This window comes from Pseudomonas sp. GW821-FHT09C10 (assembly GCF_059418085.1).
The window spans coordinates 33,213-49,704 of sequence record NZ_JBWKPE010000017.1; the positions used below are offsets into that span (position 1 = coordinate 33,213).

16 protein-coding genes and 1 riboswitch are annotated in these 16,492 nt (G+C 63.4%); of the genes, 12 read left to right on the plus strand and 4 right to left on the minus strand.

Going from position 1 to position 16,492, the window contains the following annotated elements:
• The first annotated feature begins 15 nt into the window (after positions 1-15).
• The gene (locus AC07OT_RS26450; RefSeq protein WP_495101035.1) at positions 16-837 is read left to right on the plus strand and encodes an HDOD domain-containing protein; all 822 of its coding nucleotides are present in this window, start codon (positions 16-18) and stop codon (positions 835-837) included.
• Here the strand turns inward: AC07OT_RS26450 and AC07OT_RS26455 are convergent, their stop codons facing one another.
• Together AC07OT_RS26455 and AC07OT_RS26460 are read right to left on the minus strand one after the other, a co-directional pair.
• The gene (locus AC07OT_RS26455; protein ID WP_065928218.1) at positions 838-2,223 is read right to left on the minus strand and encodes a sensor histidine kinase; all 1,386 of its coding nucleotides are present in this window, start codon (positions 2,221-2,223) and stop codon (positions 838-840) included.
• Positions 2,216-2,887 (minus strand): response regulator, encoded by a 672-nt coding sequence (locus AC07OT_RS26460; RefSeq protein ID WP_108573986.1) that lies wholly within the window; start codon positions 2,885-2,887, stop codon positions 2,216-2,218. Before AC07OT_RS26460 ends, AC07OT_RS26455 begins: the two co-directional genes overlap by 8 nt.
• Positions 2,888-3,122: 235 nt before the next feature.
• Here AC07OT_RS26460 and AC07OT_RS26465 point away from each other — a divergent pair, with 235 nt between their 5' ends.
• The 5 genes from AC07OT_RS26465 to AC07OT_RS26485 are packed head-to-tail and all read left to right on the plus strand — an operon-like array spanning position 3,123 to position 8,494.
• Entirely contained in the window at positions 3,123-4,415 is a 1,293-nt protein-coding gene (locus AC07OT_RS26465) for an OprD family porin (protein ID WP_065947359.1), read from the plus strand.
• Between the two features lie 31 nt (positions 4,416-4,446).
• Complete coding sequence (locus AC07OT_RS26470; RefSeq protein ID WP_027604327.1) at positions 4,447-5,430, plus strand: Bug family tripartite tricarboxylate transporter substrate binding protein; 984 nt, start codon at positions 4,447-4,449, stop codon at positions 5,428-5,430.
• Positions 5,431-5,489: 59 nt separating this feature from the next.
• A complete protein-coding gene (locus AC07OT_RS26475) occupies positions 5,490-5,948 on the plus strand; it encodes a tripartite tricarboxylate transporter TctB family protein (protein WP_027604328.1) in 459 nt (152 codons plus the stop codon).
• Between the two features lies 1 nt (position 5,949).
• Complete coding sequence (locus AC07OT_RS26480; protein WP_495109459.1) at positions 5,950-7,464, plus strand: tripartite tricarboxylate transporter permease; 1,515 nt, start codon at positions 5,950-5,952, stop codon at positions 7,462-7,464.
• The gene (locus AC07OT_RS26485) at positions 7,457-8,494 is read left to right on the plus strand and encodes an AbrB family transcriptional regulator (protein ID WP_092487886.1); all 1,038 of its coding nucleotides are present in this window, start codon (positions 7,457-7,459) and stop codon (positions 8,492-8,494) included. The genes AC07OT_RS26480 and AC07OT_RS26485 overlap by 8 nt, the downstream gene beginning before the upstream one ends.
• Positions 8,495-8,525: 31 nt before the next feature.
• Here the strand turns inward: AC07OT_RS26485 and ung are convergent, their stop codons facing one another.
• On the minus strand, positions 8,526-9,218 hold the full coding sequence (gene ung / locus AC07OT_RS26490; protein WP_027604331.1) for a uracil-DNA glycosylase: 693 nt from the start codon (positions 9,216-9,218) through the stop codon (positions 8,526-8,528).
• A gap of 136 nt (positions 9,219-9,354) precedes the next feature.
• Between ung and dspII the strand changes: the two genes are divergently transcribed.
• A complete protein-coding gene (dspII, locus tag AC07OT_RS26495) occupies positions 9,355-10,467 on the plus strand; it encodes an enoyl-CoA hydratase/isomerase DspII (RefSeq protein ID WP_495101034.1) in 1,113 nt (370 codons plus the stop codon).
• A 55-nt stretch (positions 10,468-10,522) separates the two neighbouring features.
• On the opposite strand, the gene AC07OT_RS26500 is transcribed toward dspII, so the two are convergent.
• Entirely contained in the window at positions 10,523-10,894 is a 372-nt protein-coding gene (locus AC07OT_RS26500; RefSeq protein WP_081744398.1) for a hypothetical protein, read from the minus strand.
• Between the two features lie 262 nt (positions 10,895-11,156).
• Between AC07OT_RS26500 and AC07OT_RS26505 the strand changes: the two genes are divergently transcribed.
• The 5 genes from AC07OT_RS26505 (at position 11,157) to AC07OT_RS26525 (ending at position 16,488) form a co-directional block, all read left to right on the plus strand.
• Complete coding sequence (locus tag AC07OT_RS26505) at positions 11,157-12,779, plus strand: methyl-accepting chemotaxis protein (RefSeq protein ID WP_495109460.1); 1,623 nt, start codon at positions 11,157-11,159, stop codon at positions 12,777-12,779.
• 168 nt (positions 12,780-12,947) lie between these two features.
• Positions 12,948-13,049, plus strand: a riboswitch (guanidine-I (ykkC/yxkD leader).
• Positions 13,050-13,109: 60 nt separating this feature from the next.
• Positions 13,110-14,177 carry a putative urea ABC transporter substrate-binding protein gene (locus AC07OT_RS26510; RefSeq protein ID WP_495109461.1) on the plus strand — a complete coding sequence of 356 codons (1,068 nt, stop codon included), beginning with the start codon at positions 13,110-13,112 and terminating at the stop codon, positions 14,175-14,177.
• Positions 14,178-14,189: 12 nt separating this feature from the next.
• A complete protein-coding gene (locus tag AC07OT_RS26515) occupies positions 14,190-15,005 on the plus strand; it encodes an ABC transporter permease (protein WP_495109462.1) in 816 nt (271 codons plus the stop codon).
• A complete protein-coding gene (locus AC07OT_RS26520) occupies positions 15,002-15,766 on the plus strand; it encodes an ABC transporter ATP-binding protein (protein WP_495109463.1) in 765 nt (254 codons plus the stop codon). Before AC07OT_RS26515 ends, AC07OT_RS26520 begins: the two co-directional genes overlap by 4 nt.
• Entirely contained in the window at positions 15,763-16,488 is a 726-nt protein-coding gene (locus tag AC07OT_RS26525) for an urea amidolyase associated protein UAAP1 (protein ID WP_495109464.1), read from the plus strand. The genes AC07OT_RS26520 and AC07OT_RS26525 overlap by 4 nt, the downstream gene beginning before the upstream one ends.
• Positions 16,489-16,492: the final 4 nt, after the last annotated feature.

The following is a 16,492-nucleotide window of genomic DNA, read 5'->3' on the forward strand; positions in this document are numbered from 1 at the left end:
CCCTAGAGAGCATGAATGAACAAACTGGCGGAAAAAGTCCAACAGGCGTTGGTTAAGGCCATCGACAACGATGACCTGGTTCTGCCGACATTGCCGGAAGTGGCCCTGAACATCCGTCAGGCCGCTGAAGACCCGGAAATCAGCATCAGCCACTTGAGCAAAGTGATCGGCCGCGACACTGCGTTGTCGGCGCGCCTGATCAAAGTGGTCAACAGCCCACTGTTACGCGCCACCCAGGAAGTCACCGACCTGCACACCGCCATCACCCGGCTGGGCACCAACTACAGCAGCAACCTGGCCATCGGCCTGGTGATGGAACAGATCTTCCACGCCCGCTCCGAAGTGGTCGAACAGAAAATGCGCGATGTGTGGCGCCGCAGCCTGGAAGTGGCGGGCGTCAGCTACGCCCTGTGCCGCAGCCACAGCCAGCTCAAGCCGGACCAGGCAGCGCTGGGCGGCCTGGTGCACCAGATCGGCGTGCTGCCGATCCTGACCTACGCCGAAGACCACTACGAGCTGCTGTCGGATCCGGTCAGCCTCAACCACGTGATCGACAGCATCCACCCGGTGCTGGGCGACAAGTTGCTGAGTGGCTGGGACTTCCCGGAAATGCTGGCGAAACTGCCGGGCCAGTACCTGAACCTGGAACGGGACTCAGCCTGCCTCGACTACATCGACCTGGTGCAGATTGCCATGCTGTATTGCCATCACGGCACCGATCACCCCCTGGCCAAGGTGGACGTCTCCAGCGTGCCGGCGATGAAAAAACTGCGGGTTGATCCCTACAGCGAAAAACTGCGCGCAGAGCTGGATGAAGCGCGCGCCATGTTCGATTGATCAACCGGCGATAAAACTCACCCGCACCTTCAACCCCGCGTGCTCGCCGTCATGCAGGCTGATCTGGGCCAGATGCGCACGACAGATTTCGCCCACGATCGCCAACCCCAGGCCTGAGCCCATGCCTTGCTGGCTACGGCGGTAGAAGCGCTCGAACACCCGGTCGCGCTCCTCCTGCGGAATACCCGGGCCATCATCTTCCACCTCCAGTACCGCCGGCGCCGTGACCCGCAGGATCACGTTGCCGCCCGGTGGCGTGTGCGCCAGGGCGTTGTCCACCAGGTTGCTCAACAGTTCATTGAGCAGCGTCGGCTCGCCACGCAACCACACCGGTTCATCCGCCTCCAGCGCCAGTGCCACGCCGCGTGCATGGGCCAGCGGCGCCATGGCCATGCCCAGTTCACGAGCCAATTGGCTGAGGTCGAGCAACTGCGCGCCGCCTTCGGCAATCGCCCGGGCGCCGTTTTCGATGCGCGCCAGGGACAGCAACTGATTGGCCAGGTGGGTCAACCGATCGGTGCCTTGGGCGGCGGTCTCCAGGGTACTGCGCCAGGTTGCGGGATCTTCGGCGCGCAGGCCCAGCTCCAGGCGCGCCTTGAGCGCCGCCAACGGGGTACGCAGTTCATGGGATGCATCGGCAATAAACTGCGCCTGACGCTCGAACTGGCCGCGCAGGCGTTCGGTGAAGTGGTTGAGGGAACGCACCAGCGGGCCGAACTCATGCTGCACTTCCACCAGCGGCAACGGCCGCAAATCGTCGGGCTGGCGCTCTTCCACCGCCGTGCGCAGGCGCTCCAGCGGGCGCAAGGCGGCGCTGACGGCAAACCACACCAGCAACAAGGCGCCAATGGCGAGCATGCCCAGGCGCAGCAAGGTGTCGGCCATCAGGCTGCGGGCCATGCTCACCCGTGCCTCATCGGTTTCGGCCACGCGGATTTCCGCCATGCCGTTCATGTTCGGTTCTGAGACCGCCTTGAGCAGGCTGACCACCCGCACTTCCTGGCCCTGGTACTTGGCGTTGTAGAAGCGCGCCAGCGCCGGGTAGTCGTCGGTGCGCGGCGTACCGGGGGGCGGGCCGGGGAGGTTTTCGTAGCCGGAAATCAGCTTCTGATCAATGTCATTGACCTGGTAATAGATGCGCCCGGCGCTGTCGTAGGCAAAGGTGTCGAGGGCGACATAGGGCACGTTGGCGCTGAGGGTGCCGTCCACCTGGGTCAGGCCGGCGGCAATGGTACGCGCCGAGGCCAGCAACGTGCGGTCATAGGCGGTGTCGGCCGCTTCGCGACCGTTCCAGTAGGCACTCATGCCGCTGGCGAGCATCAACAGCACCAGCAGCAGCGCCAGGTTCCACAGCAGGCGCCAGCGCAGGCTGCTGGGCTTATGCATCGCGGGCTTCCAGCAGGTAGCCGAGACCGCGGAACGTCACGATGGCGATGGGGTGGCCATCGAGCTTCTTGCGCAGGCGGTGCACGTAGATTTCGATGGCGTCGGGGCTGGCCTCTTCGTCCAGGCCGAACACCTGGGAAGCCAGTTGCTCCTTGCTCATCACCCGGCCTGGGCGGGCAATCAGCGCTTCAAGCACGGCTTGCTCGCGGGAGGTCAACGTCATCAACTCGCCGCCCACGGTGAAACGGCGGGTGTCGAGGTCATAGACCAGCACCCCGCAGGCCTGCTGGCGCTCGCCGCCCAATACGCTGCGGCGCAGCAGCGCCTTGACCCGGGCTTCCAGCTCGGTCAGTTCGAACGGTTTGGCCAGGTAGTCATCGGCGCCCAGGTTCAGGCCATGCACGCGGTCCTTCACATCGCTGCGCGCGGTCAACATCAGCACCGGCAGGTTTTTCCCACGCGCCCGCAAGCGCGCCAGCACCTCGAAACCGTCCATGCGCGGCAGGCCCACATCGAGGATGGCCACCGCGTAATCCTCACTGCCCAAGGCCAGGTCGGCGGCCACGCCGTCATGCAATACGTCGACGGTCAAACCTGTGCTCTTGAGCGCTTGGGCGACACTTTCGGCGAGTTGCAGATGGTCTTCAACCAGAAGGACACGCATGGATTTCCACCTTATTCGGACGTGGTCGGCGCCACGCTTTGCCGGGCAGTTTACAGGCGCCGACTGCCCTGTGAAGCCTGAAAACATTGAAAGGCAGCTGAAAGGTTAGTGAAAGCTTCGCCCTTTAGCATCCAGCCACGGTAGGTCATGCCTACTGAGCGACCTGATGGGTCGCGCCCGAAAAACGCCTCGAAGCGTTTTCGCCAAAATAAGAACAATAACGGAGTGCACCACGATGCTGTCGACACAGCCACAGGCTTGCCCGCCTGTTCGTATTTCCCGCCTGACCCACACCGCCCTTGCCAGTGCCGCTGCCCTTGCCGGCTTTTCGCCGCTTGGCCAGGCTGCCTTCTTCGAAGACAGCAGCGCGACCCTGGAAACCCGCAACATGTACTTCAACCGCGACTTTCGCGACGGCACCAGCGCCCAGCAATCCAAGCGCGACGAGTGGGCCCAGGGCTTCATGCTCAACCTGCAATCAGGCTACACCGACGGCACCGTCGGCTTTGGCGTGGATGCGCTGGGCATGCTCGGGGTCAAGCTCGACTCCAGCCCCGACCGCACCGGCACCGGCCTGCTGCCCACCCATGATGATGGTCGCGCCGCCAACGAGTACTCCAAGCTGGGCCTGACCGGCAAAGTTAAGATTTCCGCCACCGAGCTCAAGATCGGCTCGCTGATGCCTGAACTGCCGATCCTCAAGCCCAATGACGGGCGCATCCTGCCGCAGACCTTCAACGGTGGCCTGATCACCTCCAAGGAATTCAAGAACCTGGTCTTCACCGGCGGCCGTCTCGACAAGGCCAAGGACCGCGACGACAGCAACTACGAGGACATCGCCCTCAACAACAAGAACAGCCGCTTCCTCAGCGGCGCCACCGGCAAGCATTTCAACTTCGGCGGGGTCGACTACAAGTTCGCCGACAAGATCACCGGCAGCTACCACTTCGCCCAACTCGATGACGTGTACCGCCAGCACTTCCTCGGCCTGGTCGCCGCACGCCCGATGGGCCCCGGCACCTTCGCCACCGACCTGCGCCTGGCGATCAGCGATGACGCAGGCGCAGCCCGTGGCGGCAAGATCGACAACACCTCCCTCAACGGCCTGTTCAGCTATGCCCTCAATGGCCATAAGCTCAGCGCCGGCTACCAGCATATGTCCGGCGACAGCGCCTTTCCCTATGTGGATGGCAGCGACCCGTACCTGGTCAATTTCGTGCAGATCAACGACTTTGCCGGCGCCGAAGAGCGCTCCTGGCAGGCGCGCTACGACTACGACTTCGCCAAGCTGGGCATTCCCGGCCTGAGTTTCATGAGCCGTTACCTCTCGGGTGACAATATCAAGCTCAGGAACGGCGACACCGGCAAGGAATGGGAGCGCAACAGCGAGATCAAGTACGTGGTGCAAAGCGGCACATTCAAGGATGTCGCCGTGCGCCTGCGCAATGCCACCTACCGTTCCAACTATTCAGCCCGTGATGCGGATGAAATGCGCCTGCTGGTCAGCTACAGCGTTGCGCTCTGGTAAGCCACTCATAACAACAAAGACGGAGATCACCATGACCCCTTCATTGCGTAAATTGGCCCTCGCCGCCGGCTGCATGCTGTTCGCCGGCCAACTGCTGGCCGCCGACGAACCCAAGCGCCCGGAATGCATCGCCCCGGCCTCCCCCGGCGGTGGTTTTGACCTGACCTGCAAACTGGCGCAAAGCGCGCTGGTCAACGAGAAACTGCTGAGCAAACCAATGCGCGTGACCTACATGCCGGGTGGCGTGGGCGCGGTGGCCTACAACGCCGTGGTGGCCCAGCGTCCTGCGGACGGCGGTACGCTCGTGGCCTGGTCCAGCGGTTCGCTGTTGAACCTGGCCCAGGGCAAGTTCGGGCGCTTCGATGAGAGCGCCGTACGCTGGCTGGCCGCCGTGGGTACCAGCTACGGTGCCATCGCCGTTAAAGCCGATTCGCCCTACAAGACCCTCGACGATCTCGTCAAAGCCCTGAAGAAAGATCCCGGCAGCGTGGTGATCGGTTCCGGCGGCACCGTCGGCAGTCAGGACTGGATGCAAACCGCCCTGATCGCCAAGGCCGCCGGGATCAACCCGCGCGAGCTGCGCTACGTGGCGCTCGAAGGCGGCGGTGAAATCGCCACCGCCCTGCTCGGCGGGCATATCCAGGTCGGCAGTACCGACATCTCCGACTCCATGCCGCACATCCTCAGCGGTGACATGCGCCTGCTGGCGGTGTTCTCCGAGGAGCGCCTGGACGAGCCGGAAATGAAGAATATTCCGACCGCCAAAGAGCAAGGCTACGACATCGTCTGGCCGGTGGTGCGTGGTTTCTACCTCGGGCCAAAAGTCAGCGATGCCGACTACGCCTGGTGGAAGGAGGCCTTCGACAAACTGCTGGCCTCCGACGAGTTCGCCAAGCTGCGTGACCAGCGCGAGCTGTTCCCGTTCGCCATGACCGGCCCGGAGCTGGACACCTACGTGAAGAAACAGGTGGCTGACTACAAAGTGCTGGCCAAAGAGTTCGGCCTGATCCAGTAATCGCCCCTCTGTCGCGCGGCCATGCCTGGCAAACCCCAGGCATGGCCCAGGAGTTCAACATGCTCTTACAACGCATATTCGCCGCCGCGCTGCTGCTGGCCTGCGCCGGTCTGGCGCTGATGGCCTGGCCCTACCAGGCGTCGTTTTCCTACGAACCCGTAGGGCCCCGCGCCTACCCATTGCTGATGCTGGGGCTGATGAGCCTGGCGCTGATCTACATGCTGTTCCGCCCGCAACCCACCCAGCACACCGAAGAAGAACCGGCGCTGGACCGCCAGACCCTGGTCAAGATCGGCATCTGCGTGGCGCTGTTGATCGTGTTTGCCGGCACCTTCGAGCCCCTGGGCTTCATCCTCAGCAGCATGCTGATCGGCATCCCCATGGCGCGCCTGTATGGCGGTCGCTGGGTGCCCAGCGTGGTGATCGTCAGCCTGATGGCCATCGGTCTTTATCTGCTGTTCGATAAAGCCATGGATGTTCCGCTGCCCCTCGGCCTGCTCGACGTTCTGGAGAACTGATATGGATACTTTCGGCTATTTGGGCCAGGGCTTCGGCGTTGCGCTGTCCCCCTACAACCTGGTAACCGCCCTGTGCGGCACCCTGATCGGCACCGTGGTCGGCCTGTTGCCGGGCCTGGGCCCGATCAACGGCGTGGCGCTGTTGATCCCCATCGCGTTCGCCCTGGGCCTGCCGCCAGAATCGGCGCTGATCCTGCTGGCGGCCGTGTACCTGGGCTGCGAATACGGCGGCCGTATCAGCTCGATCCTGCTGAACATCCCGGGCGAGGCGTCCACCGTGATGACCACCCTCGACGGCTACCCGATGGCCCGCAAAGGCCTGGCCGGTGTGGCACTGTCGTTGTCGGCATGGAGTTCGTTCATCGGCGCGTTTATCGCCACCTGCGGCATGGTGCTGTTTGCACCGCTGCTGGCCAAATGGGCGATTGCCTTCGGTCCGGCGGAGTATTTCGTGCTGATGGTGTTCGCGATTGTCTGCCTGGGCGGCATGGCCGGTGACAAACCGTTGAAGACCTTTGTGGCGGCGCTGATCGGCCTGTTCCTTTCCGCCGTGGGCATCGACGCCAACAGCGGCGTGTACCGGTTTACCGGCGATAACATCCACCTCACCGATGGCATCCAGTTTGTGGTGTTGGTGCTGGGCTTGTTCTCCATCAGCGAGATCCTGTTGCTGCTGGAAAAAACCCACCGTGGCCAGGAAGCAGTGAAAGCCACCGGGCGGATGATGTTCAACCTGAAGGAAGCAGGTTCGGTGTTCGTGGTGAACATTCGCTGCGGCCTGCTCGGTTTCATCATGGGCGTGCTGCCCGGCGCGGGCGCGACCCTGGCCTCGGCCGTGGCCTACATGACCGAGAAACGCCTGGCCGGTGCCAGCGGCAAATTCGGCCAGGGCGACATGCGCGGCCTGGCTGCACCGGAAACCGCCATCGGCGCGTCCGCCTGCGGTGCCCTGGTGCCGATGCTGACCCTCGGCGTTCCCGGCTCGGGCACCACCGCCGTGATGATCGGCGCCCTGTCGCTGTACAACATCACCCCCGGCCCGCTGCTGTTCCAACAGCAACCGGACATCGTCTGGGGCCTGATCGCTTCGCTGTTTATCGCCAACATCATGCTGGTGATCCTCAACATCCCGATGATCCGCATCTTCACGCGCATCCTCGCCGTGCCGAACTGGGCGCTGGTGCCGGTGATCGCGATCATCACCGCGATCGGTGTGTACGCGGTGCACGCCACCACCTTCGACCTGTTCCTGATGGTCGGTATCGGCATCTTCGGCTACATCCTGCGCAAGCTGGACTTCCCGCTGTCGCCCGTACTGCTGGGCTTTATCCTCGGCGGCCTGATGGAGCAGAACCTGCGCCGCGCGCTGTCGATCTCCAACGGTGCGCTGGAAATCCTGTGGTCGAGCCCGATCACGTTTGGCGTTTGGGTACTGACCGCAATCATGCTGTTCGTACCGCTGCTGCGTGCCTGGCGTAAACGTGCTCTACAGCGTCGTGCCGTGGCCGATGTCTGAGGTCACCTTTAAACATTGGTGGGGAACACCGCTGGTCGGCCTGGCCGGCGGTTACCTGGCCAGCCTGGTCGGCTGGCCTTTGCCGTACATGGTCGGCTCATTGCTGGCGATCATCCTCGTGCGTTGCCTAACGCCCTGGCAGTTGGCGGAGATTCCCGGCGGGCGCAAATGCGGCCAATGGGTGGTGGGCATCGGCATCGGCCTGCACTTCACCCCGGTGGTGATCGAACAGGTGATGAGCCACTTCGGCCTGATTTTCTTCGGGGCACTGGTCACCAGCCTGTCGAGCGTGGTCGGCGTGTGGTTGATGCGCCGTAGTGGTGAAGACCGCGCCACCGCGTTTTTCTCGAGCATGCCGGGCGGGTCCGGCGAGATGGTAAACCTCGGCTCGCGCAATGGCGCGGTACTCAGCCGTGTCGCGGCTGGGCAAAGTCTGCGCGTGCTGGTGGTGGTGCTGTGTGTGCCGGCGATCTTCAAGTATCTGTTGGGCGGCGGTGCACCGCAGTTTCATCCGGCGCCTGTCAGTTGGGCGTGGCTGGCGCTGCTGTTTCCACTCGGGGCACTGGTGGCCTGGGGCTGGCAGCGCTTGCGCCAGCCTAACCCGTGGTTGTTCGGCCCCTTGCTGGTCAGTGCGACGGCCAGCGTGGTGTGGGACCTGCATATCGGCCTACCCGACGGCGGCAGCCAGATCGGCCAGTGGTTGATCGGCAGCGGGTTGGGCTGTCACTTCAATCGGCAGTTCTTTCGTCGAGCACCGTCGTTCATGGGCCGCACCTTGATCGGCACGGCCTTGACCATGGCGTTGGCAACGTTGGCGGCGGTGGGCTTGAGCGCCCTTACCCACCTGGACCTGCGCTCGCTGACCCTGGGCATGATGCCCGGCGGGATTGCCGAGATGAGCCTTACGGCCGAGACCCTGCAACTGTCGGTGCCGTTGGTGACGGCGATGCAGGTGATGCGCTTGTTGTTTGTGCTGTTTCTGGCGGAGCCGTTGTTTCGGCATTGGAACCGTCAGCCGGAAAAAATCTAAACCTTCGGCACAGGTTGAACTGTGCCTGGCCTTAGAGCGGCGGCAGGCGCCACTCAATCGGCGTCTCGCCGTTCTGCTCAAGAAACTTGTTGGTGCGGCTGAAATGCCCGCACCCCAGGAACCCCCGATACGCCGACAACGGTGACGGATGCACCGACGTCAGCACCAAATGCTTGGTGGCATCGACCAGTTTCTGCTTGCCCTGGGCATGGGCGCCCCACAACAGGAACACCAGGTGCGGCTGGTGCTCGCTGACCACCTCGATAATCCGATCGGTAAAGAACTGCCAGCCCTTGCCCGCATGGGCATTGGCGTTGGCGCGTTCCACGGTCATGGTGGTGTTGAGCAGCAACACGCCCTGGTCGGCCCAGCTTTGCAGGCAGCCGTGGTTGGGGATGTCGATGTTCAGGTCGCGCTTGAGCTCTTTGTAGATATTGACCAAAGACGGCGGTGCCGGCACGCCCGGTTGTACCGAAAAGCACAAACCGTGGGCCTGGCCGGGGCCGTGGTACGGGTCCTGGCCGAGGATCACCACCTTGACCTTGTCCAGCGGCGTTGAGTTAAGCGCATTGAAGATCAGCGGGCCGGGCGGGTAGATCTCTTTGCCGGCGGCATGTTCCTGGCGCAGGAACTCGCGCAACTGGCCCATGTAGGGCTTATCGAACTCATCACGCAGGGCGTGTTTCCAGCTGGGTTCGAGTTTGATACGGTCGCCTTCGGTCATAGTTGAAATGTCTTGTAGAAAAGAATGAGGCGAACCCTAGGAAAGCCGGCCCTGCTTGTCAATTGATCTGACACACCACCGGCACTTTCCCACGAAGCGATCATACTGATCCTTCACCTTCTCGATTGAGGTCACGATGAATCTGCACTTCGAAGAACTGACCGGCAGTGGCGGCGCCCGCGTCGGCATCGCCAGCCTCGACGCTGAAAAGTCCCTCAATGCCCTCTCTTTGCCGATGATCCTGGCCCTGACAGATCGCCTGGAGGCCTGGGCCAAAGACCCGGCCATCGTCTGCGTGCTGCTGCGTGGCAACGGGCCCAAGGCCTTTTGCGCCGGGGGCGAAGTGCGCAGCCTGGCCCAGGCCTGCCGCGAGCAGCCGGGTGAAGTGCCGGCCCTGGCCGCACAGTTTTTTGCTGCGGAATATCGTCTCGACTACCGCTTGCACACTTACCCTAAGCCGTTGATCTGCTGGGGCCACGGTTACGTGCTGGGCGGGGGCATGGGCCTGCTGCAAAGCGCGGCCATACGGATTGTCACGCCGAGCAGCCGCCTGGCCATGCCCGAGATCAGCATCGGCCTGTACCCGGACGTGGGCGCCAGCTGGTTCCTGTCGCGCCTGCCCGGCAAGCTGGGTTTATTCCTTGGCCTCACCGGCGCCCATATCAACGGCCGTGACGCCCTGGACCTGGGCCTGGCCGACCGTTTCCTGCGCGACGATCAACAAGACGAGTTGCTCGATGGCTTGCTGCAACTGAACTGGCAGGAGCAGACCGCGATACAGCTCAACAGCCTGCTCAAGGCCCTGGCCCAGGAAGCCGTGGCCCAGCAACCCGAGGCGCAATGGCTGCCGCGCCGGGCACAGATCGACGAATGGCTGGACGTCGGCGATGTGCGCAGCGCCTGGCGCGCCTTGAGCCCGCTGCGTGACCACGCGGACCCACTGTTCAATCGCGCCGGCAAGACCTTGAGCGAAGGCTGCCCGCTGACCGCGCACCTGGTGTGGGAACAGATCCAGCGGGCCCGCCATCTGTCCCTGGCCGAGGTGTTCCAGATGGAATACACCCTGAGCCTGAACTGCTGCCGCCATCCGGAATTCAGCGAAGGGGTACGCGCGCGGTTGATCGACAAGGACCAGAAGCCCCATTGGCATTGGCCGGACATCAATACGGTCCCGGACGCCGTGGTGCAGGCGCACTTCACCAAGGCGTGGGAAGGCCGGCACCCGCTGGCGGACTTGTCCGATTACTGAGGTTTTGCGCCCATGAAAAAGCGGCGCTTCATGCGCCGCTTGTCATACAGGCCGGTCAACGGTGACCGCCGCGGCCACCTCCACGGTCATGATCGCCACCGCGTCCATGCCCGCCATTGTTCCAACGATCCCCCCAGCCCTGGTTCGGGTATGGCCGGTAACCGGCCCTTGGCCCTGACGGGTAATAGCGAGGCGCCGGCTGGTAATAACGCGGTGCCGAGTAATAACGCGGTGCCGGAGCGTAGTAACGCGGCGACGGGTAGTAATCACGGCGATATTGATACGCCGTGCCGCCGCCATAGTAATAAGCCGGCGCCGGTGAGGTGTAGACCTCGGAACGGTAGTAGCTCTGGCCTCCATCGTAGTAGGGCACACAAGCGGAAAGGGTCAGACCGAGTAAAGCGCTGAGCAGCAGTCGTCGATACATGGCGGCCTCCTGGACCGCGGAAGAGCACCTCCAGCGACGCTGGGGGGCGGCATTCAGCTTTCACTGAATGACGAAATATCTGACATCAAAAAACGAAACTGGTGCGTTTTCGCAATAGTTTGAAACATGTGTGTAACCGTCATGAACAGGGCTTTTTTGTACGAACTGAAACTTTCCGGATTTGCATGATGTCATTACGACATCGCACAATGCCAGGGAGGCTCTAGCGCGAGCTTCCTCCCCTCATACCCGGATTCCAGTCATGAAGATTTCAACCAAACTGCTGCTCTCATTTGTATTGTGCGCGTTCATCACCCTCGTCGTGGGCGCCTTGGGTATCAAGGGCGTGACACGGCTGGCTTCGGCGCTTGAACTGACCTTCTCGAACAACCTGGTCTCGGTGAGCAATACCGCCGCCACCCTCAATGGCATGGTCGCCCACAACCGTGGCCTGTATCGCCTGGTGGATGCCAGCAATGGCGATGTGGCCCAGCAGGACCGCGAACGCGTGCGCCAGGACATCGCCAACGAACTCAAACGCAGCCAGACCGCCTACGCCATTTATCGCGCCACACCGTTGGAAGATGACGAACGGGCAGCCGGCGACAAGTTCGACCAGATCTGGCCCACCTACGTCAGTAACTCCGAACGCATCATCGCGATGCTCGATGCCGGCCAGCTTGAGCAAGCCCGTACGCAGCTCAACACCAGTAACAATGAACTGTTCCGCCAGGCACGTGAGCTGATTCGCGTGATGGTCGACTCCAATAACCGCCAGATCAAGGAAGGCGCCGCCGCCGCCGACGATCTGCGCAACAGTGCGATGACCTGGATGATTGCCGGCATCGTGCTGGCCTTCATCATTGCAATCATCATTGGCGTGCTGATCACGCGGCTCATCACCCGCCCCATCGCCCAGGCGGTGGAAGGCGCGCAGCGCATTGCCAAGGGTGACCTGACCCAAGCCATCGTTACCGAGCGTACCGACGAAGCCGGGCAACTGTTGATGGCGTTGTCGGATATGCAGGGCGGCCTGAAAAGCACCCTGGTGGAAATCGCCAACGCTTCCGACCAGCTCGCGTCAGCCGCCGAAGAGCTGAGCGCGGTCACCGACGAAAGCAGCCGCGGCCTGACCCGCCAGAACGACGAAATCCAGCAAGCCGCCACCGCCGTCAACCAGATGACCGCAGCGGTCGACGAAGTGGCGAGCAACGCCGTGTCGACCTCCGAGGCGTCGCGCCAGGCCACCACCGAAGCCGAGGACGGCCGCCAGCAGGTGGAGCAGGCCGTGTCGGGCATGTCATCGATGGTGGTCGAGATCAACGATTCGACCCAATCGGTCGCCGACCTCGCCGGCCAGGTGCGTGAAATCGGCAAGGTGATCGATGTGATCCGCGGCATTGCCGACCAGACCAACCTGCTGGCCCTCAATGCCGCCATCGAAGCTGCCCGAGCCGGTGAACAAGGCCGTGGTTTTGCGGTGGTGGCCGATGAGGTGCGGGCGCTGGCCCACCGCACCCAGACCTCCACGGTCGACATCGAGAAAATGATCGGTGAAGTCCAGGCCGGTGCCGACGGCGCCGTGGCCGCCATGAACAAGAGCCTGACCTGGGCCAACAACACCCAGACCCTGGCACAAAACGCCGGCCAGGCGCTGGAGCGCATCACCGCCAGCGTGGCCAGCATCAACGAGCGCAACCTGGTGATCGCCTCGGCGTCCGAGGAACAGGCTCAGGTGGCCCGCGAAGTGGATCGCAACCTGCTCAACATCCAGGACCTGTCGACCCAGACCGCCGCCGGTGCGCACCAGACCAACGCCTCCAGCCAGGACCTGTCGCGCCTGGCCACCTCGTTCAATGTGCTGGTCAGCAAGTTCCAGCTGTAAGCGCCTCATAGCAGTGCGCCGACGCACCCGCGTGGCGCACACCGCCCTCTTCTACTCCCTCCTCTCCCGCCCGCCCGGCTGAACCGCCGGGCATCGAAGCCACTTGGCACGACTCTCGCTTTGTCTCTTGCGTGCAGGATTCATCACAGGTTCGCGGCACCACAATTAGCAATGGCCGACTAGGGTTCCGGCTCGCCGAAAGCGAGTGGCTGGTCCGAGAGTTGGCGACCTCCAGTTGAGGTTACACGGCGGGATAAAAGCCCGGGAGACAAGCCACCGTTCACGGTGCCGCGTTGCTCCTGCTCGCCCTTGATCAACTGGAGAAGCCCCATGCCCTCAATCCGTTTACCCGCCCTGCTCGCCGTCGTCTTTGCCGCCGTGCTGAGCGTCCAGGCCCAAGCCGCCCCCAAAAAACACTTCAGCGTGTGCTGGACGATCTACGCCGGCTGGATGCCGTGGGAGTACGCCGGCAGCCAAGGCATCCTCGACAAGTGGGCGAAGAAATACGGCATCACCATCGACATGGTGCAGCTCAACGACTACGTCGAATCCATCAACCAATACACCGCCGGCCAGTTCGACGGCTGCACCATGACCAACATGGACGCCCTGACCATCCCCGCCGCCGGTGGTGTGGACAGCACCGCGCTGGTGGTCAGCGACTTCTCCAACGGCAACGACGGCGTGGTGATCAAGGGCACCGGCAAGACCGTGGCCGACCTCAAGGGCATGAACGTCAACCTGGTGGAACTCTCGGTGTCCCACTACCTGCTGGCCCGCGCGCTGGAGTCGGCGGACTTGACGGAAAAAGATCTGAAGGTGGTCAACACCTCCGATGCCGACATCGCGGCGGCGTTCAACACCGACCAGGTCCAGGCCGTCACCACCTGGAACCCGATGCTCTCGGAGATCAAGGCCAAGCCTGGGGTGAGCCAGGTGTTCGACTCGAGCAAAGTGCCCGGCGAAATCATGGACATGATGGTGGTCAACACCCAGGTCCTCAAAGACAACCCGGCCCTGGGCAAAGCCCTCACCGGCGCCTGGTTCGAAGTGGTCGCGCTGATGAACGCCAAGGGCCCCGCCAGCACCGCAGCCCTCGAACATATGGCCAAGGCCTCCGGCACGGATCTCAAGGGTTTCCAGTCGCAACTGGACACTACCAAGCTGTTCGTCACGCCCCAGGAAGCCCTGGCCTTCGCCACCAGTCCACAGTTGCCCGCCACCATGGGCAAAGTCGCCGAGTTCTCGTTTAAACACGGCCTGCTGGGTGAAGGCGCCAAGGACGCCAGCGCCGTGGGCATGCGCTTCGCCAACGGTGTGACCAGTGGCGACAAGGCCAACTTCAAGCTGCAGTTCGACCCCAGCTACGTACAGATGGCCGCCGACGGCAAGCTGTAAGAGGACCCGGCCATGCGCCTGATCAACCGTCACCCCGACCGTTCCAGCCGCCTGTTGCTGGTGCTGCTGCCGTTCGCCCTGCTGCTGTTCGCCTACTTCGTGGGCTCGGCCGAGCGCCTGGCGGACAACCCCAACGACAAGCTGCTGCCCGGCGCCGGGCAAATGCTTGACGCGGTAAAGCGCCTGGCCTTCAACGCCGACACCCGCACCGGCGAATACGTACTGTGGCAGGACAGCGCCTCCAGCCTGCGGCGCCTCGCCATCGGCCTGAGTATCAGCGCCCTCGCCGGCCTGTGCCTGGGGATCGCCGCCGGCACGCTGCCGCTGTTTGGCGCGCCGTTGTCACCGTTGCTGACGGTGCTGTCGATGGTGCCACCGCTGGCGATCCTGCCGATCCTGTTCATCGTGTTCGGGCTGGGGGAATTGTCCAAGGTGATGCTGATCGTCATCGGCGTCACCCCGTGCCTGGCCCGAGACCTGGAACAGCGCGCGCGGGAAATTCCGGTCGAGCTGCTGGTGAAGGCGCAGACCCTCGGCGCCTCCACCTGGACCCTGATGCTGCGTGTGGTATTGCCGCAATTGCTACCGCGCCTGTTGATCTCGCTGCGGTTGATGCTCGGCTCGGCGTGGTTGTTTTTGATCGCCGCCGAAGCCATCGCCTCCACCGACGGTTTGGGCTACCGGATCTTCCTAGTACGGCGCTACCTGGCGATGGACGTGATCCTGCCCTACGTGGTGTGGATCACCCTGCTGGCGTGGCTGATGGACTGGGGCCTCAAGGCCCTGACCCGACGTGCGTTCCCCTGGTACGAAGGAGCGCGGGCATGAGCTTTATCAGCGTCAATAATGTGTGGCAGCGCTATGGCGATCAGGTGGTGCTCGAAGGCCTCAACCTGCAGGTCGCCGAGGGTGAATTCTGCACGCTGGTGGGCACGTCCGGCTGTGGCAAGTCGACTTTCCTGCGCCTGCTGCTGGGCCAGGAAACCGCGAGCAAGGGCCAGATCCTGCTGGACGGCCAGGCCCTCGCCGCCGAGCCGGATGCCAGCCGTGGCGTGGTGTTCCAGCGCTATTCGGTGTTCCCGCATTTGACGGTGCTCGACAACGTCGCCCTTGGCCTGGAACTGCCACGTTCTCGCCTGCTGGGCCGGCTGTTCGGTAAAGCCAGGAAGGACGCCCGCGAACAGGCTGCCGCGCTGCTGCACAAGGTCGGCCTCGGCCACGCCCTGGACAAGTACCCCGCGCAGCTCTCCGGCGGCATGCAACAACGCCTGGCCATCGCCCAAGCCCTGATCATGAAACCCCGCGTGTTGCTGCTGGACGAACCCTTCGGCGCCCTCGACCCGGGCATTCGCAAGGACATGCACCAGCTGCTGCTGGAACTGTGGCGCGAAACCCGGCTGACGGTGTTCATGGTCACCCATGACCTGAGCGAAGGCTTCAGCCTCGGCACGCGCCTGCTGGTGTTCGACAAGGTCCGCGTCGATCCCCACGCCCCCGGCGCCTATGGCGCGCGCATCACCTACGACATCCCTTTGAACAGCGAACGCCGCAAGGCGCTCGCCGCCGAACTTGGAGCCACGTCCAAATGACCGATTCCACCCAACTGTTCCCACCCTTCGCCGAAGAAATGCTGCCCGGCGGCGGCCACCGTTCGTTCGTGCTCAAGCGCGGCCAACTGCTGCGCCTGACCGACCTGCGCGGCGGCGCCAACGTCAGCCTGACCCTGCTCAACGCCAACGAAAAAACCGAGCGCCTGAACCTGCCCGACAGCCTCAAATGCCAACACACCGCCAAGCTCACCACCGGCCATTGCCTGTACTCGGACATGGGCCGCGTGCTGGCCGCGATCACCGCCGACACCTGCGGCTGGAGCGACAGCATCGGCGGCGTGCTGTGCGCCGCCGAAGTCGCCGAGAAATACGGCCAGGGCCGCTACCAGGAACTGCGCAATGGCTTCTTCCGCAACGGCACCGACAACCTGTTGGTGGAGTTGGGCAAGTGGGGCCTGAGCCTGTCCGACCTGCTGATGACCCTCAACCTGTTCAGCAAAGTCACGGTGGACAGCGACGGTGGCCTGCACTTTGTACCGGGTAATTCCAGGGCCGGCGACTACATCGAACTCTATGCGCCGATGGACACCCTGGTGGTGCTCACTGCACTGCAACACCCCATGGACCCGAACCCGCAATACGCCCCGCAACCGCTGAAACTGAGCTGGATGAACGCCGACAAAAGCGTCGCCGAACACTGCCGCACCTCGCGCCCGGAAAACGAGCGCGGCTTTATCAACACCGACCGCCTGTTCGCCTGAGGAG